Below are 4057 nucleotides of genomic sequence, written 5' to 3'. Positions count from 1 at the left end.
ACTGGAAGTATTGTCACCTCGTAAATAAATAGAAATTATTCTCAATAAATTCTTAAGTAAAAATAAATATTACCAATTGTAAATTTAAATATTTTTAAGTATTGAAGGTATTTGCATATAAAATACTTATCATTTTGCCCCGATTGCCTCTAACTTTTCCCTCCCCACAGCAATCACCGGGTAAGTAGAAAATTTCTCACTCTTTCTCCTAGAGATGAAGTACAGATTAATCTTTACTCATCAAGTATTTTAGCAACAATAACTAACCTCATCTTTCTGAGAAAGCCTGTAGCGAAAGAAAATCTGATCAGTGGGAGCGTTACTTTTCATGCTTCCTAAATTTTATGCGAAGTTGTCGGGTTTCCTCGATCGAACTGTTCTAGGTTTGGGAAATGGAGTCAAGATAGAGAGTATCCGGACAGATATCTTGTTCGTTCGGCCAAGTTACCGTACCATCTAAAATTTTTACTTGATTAAAATACTGTTTGTTTTTAAGTTCTTGAAAGATGCCAAAATCAAGCAGTGGTGAACAATCATAAATTTTCTTTTCTTCATTAGTAAAGATGAGTTGTAATTGATAGTTTGGCAAAGGGATAACTTCTTTAACTCTAGGATTCATGATTTATCTCAGTGGTTCAATTTTATACAGTTGTTGTCCTGAAATAGCGAGTTCCCAGTTAGCCATCAATTCATCTTGATGAATCTCGATCCAAGCGGAAAGTAATTTCATTTTAGCATTAGGAATAGCTCCTTCAAGGATTTCTCCATCTGGAATGGCGACAATGACTTCCGAATTTTGATATTTAGCATGAATGTGAGGTTTATGGTGTTGTTTATTGTCCATGAAGTACATATAAATAATAATTCTGTAAAACATGGATATGGCTGGCATTTGTATCCTTGTGGTTATTTGAGAGGGATAGGTTTATTATAGCGAAAGAAAATCCGATAAGTCGGAGCGTTACTTTTCATGCTTCGTACTCTACAATAGCTACCAGAGCCGCAATCGCACTATTAATAAATATGGAGGCACAAAATCCAACACCCATCTCGTTAATTTTGCGGGAAGTTGTTGGGTTTCTACTCGATCGGAGATCCGACTGCTATTTACAGATGATCGTCATACTTTATAAGGTCATCAAAACGATTGCGCGCCGTATCCTCATAATATTTAAAACTTTCTTTCACTATATTCTTTTGTGAGGAATTCAAGTGGTTTAGGTAAATTTTAGCCGTTTTTCTTGCTCCATTTACCTTTCTGGCTAAGGGAATCCTCATTATTTTCTTCAAAATACATATTAAGGAGAGAGACGGTACAAAATAAAACGTGATCTTTAGCCCCATAACTGCATTATCCAGTTCTAATCCTGAATTTCTATATTTCGGGTCAGGTAAGCCAAGAAAATAATCAGTAAATGTAGTATTTAAGATAGTCTCAACAGTTCCGAACGTCTTTCGCCATATTAATGAACGTTCTATTAATGGCACAAGTACGGGCAGCATACCTGATATCAAAAACACTATAAAAAAAGTAAGCCACCAGAAGTTGTTATCAAAAGATTCCAATTTATTCATTCTTTTACAATACTTATTGAAGCTTGAATTAAATATATCTACTTGTTGCTCCCCATCGAACTGATGCCAATGTTCCAGATAATACTCCAATTCAGAAAAGATTTTTTTGTTTTTGGAGTGAAAGTTTACTTCCAAAAAGTTCTTAACGTTATCACGTCCTATTTGAATTAAATCTCTTCCAGATTCACCTTTCTGAGGCATAAGATTAGTCCCTAAAGTTGAGGTTAATTCACTCCCAGTTTGAATTTAGATGATCGAGGTATTGCTTGTTTAGTTTGAGCTACGTTGAGGAGATGGCTGTTGGGGATTTCCTGATTTTGTAAGCCAACCCGCATTGATTGCCCAAGCAATTCCTCCTGAAGCTAACACCCCGATAAGTAAAAATGAAATCCAAACACTAATATTCGTGCTTGTAATTTTGTCCCCCCCAACGACCTCTGCATCTCTGCCAGCTTTAACCTTTTGAGACGGTTTGTCGTCATTAGGCAAATGGTTCGTCATTTTTGTAACCCTCAATACCTGCTCATGCTTTTCATATTTGAGAACGCTTAGCCGCTAACAGACAACTTTCAGGGTACGTCCCTACTGATAGACTGAAGCAGTCCAACTATAAAATACATGGATTTTATCCATATAATACACCTATAGAGGTTTTTTTAAGGATTTTTTCCGTATATTGCCCTCGACCGGGATGATAGTTGAAAATTTTCCGTATAACACCCCCTTAGTGATATTATACACGATCTGGCAGAGCCAGTGCTACGCTCCCACCACTCCACCCTCAGCCCGATCGCGCCTACCCCGCGAACTGGCGGATAATTCTCGCGACTTCCTTGAAATTTGGTGAGTTATAGGACTTGGTTTCTTTCTAGAATGCGTTCCACAAAATCTCGATCTCGCGCTCGATTACGGTGATAATTTGTAAAATATTTCTAGATTCGCCAGGTTGAACGTTTAACTCATCTCCTACATGAACATGATCGGGAAAATTGGGTAGATCGGGAAAATGTTCTACGTTATCCCAGCGTTTTCTTAACTTCTGTTTGCTTGCGTCCATCCATTGATAGCGATAGCTTATTGTAACGATGCGTTGATCGATCGAGGTAAAAGCCTCCGCAATTTCTAAAAAATCTCCGTTCGTTAAAAGGACTCTCGCTCGGAAATAGCCTCGATCGAATAAAATTCTTTCATCGACAATCGTGAAAGAGTTCACAATCGAACTCTCAGATAATTTCCGTTTAACCTTGCGAATATAATCGGCTATCTCCATCTAATTTGATCGTAAACTTATCTCTTTTCTAGCTGCCAATAGCATTTCATAATAAACATTCCACTCGAAATAATCCATAGCGTCCCCTAGCTCACCAGAACGAAATCTAGGATAGAATTCTTCCGAACTCATGCGATATTGATTTTCGTATTGCTTGACACGGGTTTCTAAATCCAAAATTTGAGCGTTAATCTGCAAATTTTCCCGTTGTTCGCTCTCAATTTTCCGATTCAGTAACTCTCTTTCTTCCTCGGAGAGAGAGAGAATAATTCGCGCAAGAGAATCAATCAGTTGGGTGTTCATTGTCGTTAAAATCCGAGATAGGATTATTTCCCCTGAGAACTGTAGCAGATTCGATCGAGAACCGCTGCCATAACTTCTAGGAAATAATGGATGGATGAGGCTGTACCTATCCACCCTAGATATCTAAATCTGCGGGGCTAAATTTCTTGTGAATCTGAGGAAAACCTAACTGTTTAATCACTTGATGTTTGCGTTCTTCCTCAAGGGATGACAACTGATTATAATTAACCCAGTGAATACAGTTAACCGGACAAGTTTCGATCGCTTCTTGAATAATTTCTTCTTCGTCACCGTCCTGATTATAGACGCGAGAGCGACCGTATTCGCCTTCAATAAAAAAGGTATTGGGGGCAACGTGGGCGCAGTGTTTACAACCGATACAAGTGACCTCATCGACGTAAACCGCTTTCTGGCGCAGTAAACCGCCCAATTCGGGTTCAAAACCGGTGCGATCAGGGGAATCTCTTAGGAATCCCCCTAACTCTGGTTCAAAACCAGAGCGTTCGGGAGAAAAATCAGCCATTAGGCACTCCAACGTTGTACCACTAGACGAATAGAACCATCAGTATTTTTTTCCTGTGCTGCCACCTGAAAACCCTGTTTAGCAGTTTCTGCCAGGATGGTGTGGTAGGCATAACCTTGATTTACTTTTCTTAAAAATCCTTCTACGGTTAGGGGTTGTTGCCAGTATTGCAAATCGGCAACTAACTCGTACTCGTTACCATTCCAGCGAAAACCGATATCGTAATTGTTATCTTGCTCGATTACCACCTCTGCGGTTAAAGTTTGACCTTGATAACCTTTGACGGGGTGAGAACCCTCTTTCCATTCCATACCCATATCGCTCAGGGCGGCTTTTAGGTAGGATAGATCGCGGATTTTGGTTTTGATATTGCTAAAGTGTGACAT

8 protein-coding genes are annotated in these 4057 nt (G+C 39.0%); all 8 read right to left on the bottom strand.

Translation table 11 applies throughout. The annotated features are described in order from the left end of the window. Window positions 1-379: 379 nt before the first annotated feature. Window positions 380-619, bottom strand: a complete 240-nt coding sequence (locus IQ242_RS18415; RefSeq protein WP_002773190.1) for a DUF2442 domain-containing protein — start codon at window positions 617-619, stop codon at window positions 380-382. Between the two features lie 3 nt (window positions 620-622). Next, window positions 623-892, bottom strand: coding sequence for a DUF4160 domain-containing protein (locus IQ242_RS18410; RefSeq protein ID WP_193960967.1), 270 nt, complete (start codon window positions 890-892; stop codon window positions 623-625). A 215-nt stretch (window positions 893-1107) separates the two neighbouring features. Beyond that, the gene (locus IQ242_RS18405) at window positions 1108-1776 is read right to left on the bottom strand and encodes a hypothetical protein (RefSeq protein WP_193960966.1); all 669 of its coding nucleotides are present in this window, start codon (window positions 1774-1776) and stop codon (window positions 1108-1110) included. A gap of 69 nt (window positions 1777-1845) precedes the next feature. Further along, window positions 1846-2076 (bottom strand): hypothetical protein, encoded by a 231-nt coding sequence (locus tag IQ242_RS18400; protein WP_024969123.1) that lies wholly within the window; start codon window positions 2074-2076, stop codon window positions 1846-1848. A gap of 367 nt (window positions 2077-2443) precedes the next feature. Then, the gene (locus IQ242_RS18395; RefSeq protein WP_370583023.1) at window positions 2444-2788 is read right to left on the bottom strand and encodes a DUF6516 family protein; all 345 of its coding nucleotides are present in this window, start codon (window positions 2786-2788) and stop codon (window positions 2444-2446) included. Between the two features lie 57 nt (window positions 2789-2845). Next, complete coding sequence (locus IQ242_RS18390) at window positions 2846-3148, bottom strand: hypothetical protein (protein ID WP_002734133.1); 303 nt, start codon at window positions 3146-3148, stop codon at window positions 2846-2848. Between the two features lie 115 nt (window positions 3149-3263). Continuing rightward, on the bottom strand, window positions 3264-3671 hold the full coding sequence (locus tag IQ242_RS18385; protein WP_002747586.1) for a ferredoxin: 408 nt from the start codon (window positions 3669-3671) through the stop codon (window positions 3264-3266). Continuing rightward, a partial coding sequence (locus IQ242_RS18380) for a DUF1257 domain-containing protein (RefSeq protein ID WP_002762644.1) occupies window positions 3671-4057 on the bottom strand: 387 nt, incomplete at its 5' end. The genes IQ242_RS18380 and IQ242_RS18385, both read right to left, overlap by 1 nt.

Origin of the sequence: Microcystis sp. LEGE 08355 (assembly GCF_015207185.1) — a bacterium.
Lineage (GTDB): Bacteria > Cyanobacteriota > Cyanobacteriia > Cyanobacteriales > Microcystaceae > Microcystis > Microcystis panniformis.
Note: the sequence above shows the minus strand (reverse complement) of the source record. Positions and strands in the feature narration are given on the sequence as shown.

Coding starts and splice junctions, on each gene's coding strand:
- IQ242_RS18415 (WP_002773190.1), bottom strand. CDS start 619: ATGAATCCTAGAGTTAAAGAAGTTATCCCTTTGCCAAACTATCAATTA.
- IQ242_RS18410 (WP_193960967.1), bottom strand. CDS start 892: ATGCCAGCCATATCCATGTTTTACAGAATTATTATTTATATGTACTTC.
- IQ242_RS18405 (WP_193960966.1), bottom strand. CDS start 1,776: ATGCCTCAGAAAGGTGAATCTGGAAGAGATTTAATTCAAATAGGACGT.
- IQ242_RS18400 (WP_024969123.1), bottom strand. CDS start 2,076: ATGACGAACCATTTGCCTAATGACGACAAACCGTCTCAAAAGGTTAAA.
- IQ242_RS18390 (WP_002734133.1), bottom strand. CDS start 3,148: ATGAACACCCAACTGATTGATTCTCTTGCGCGAATTATTCTCTCTCTC.
- IQ242_RS18385 (WP_002747586.1), bottom strand. CDS start 3,671: ATGGCTGATTTTTCTCCCGAACGCTCTGGTTTTGAACCAGAGTTAGGG.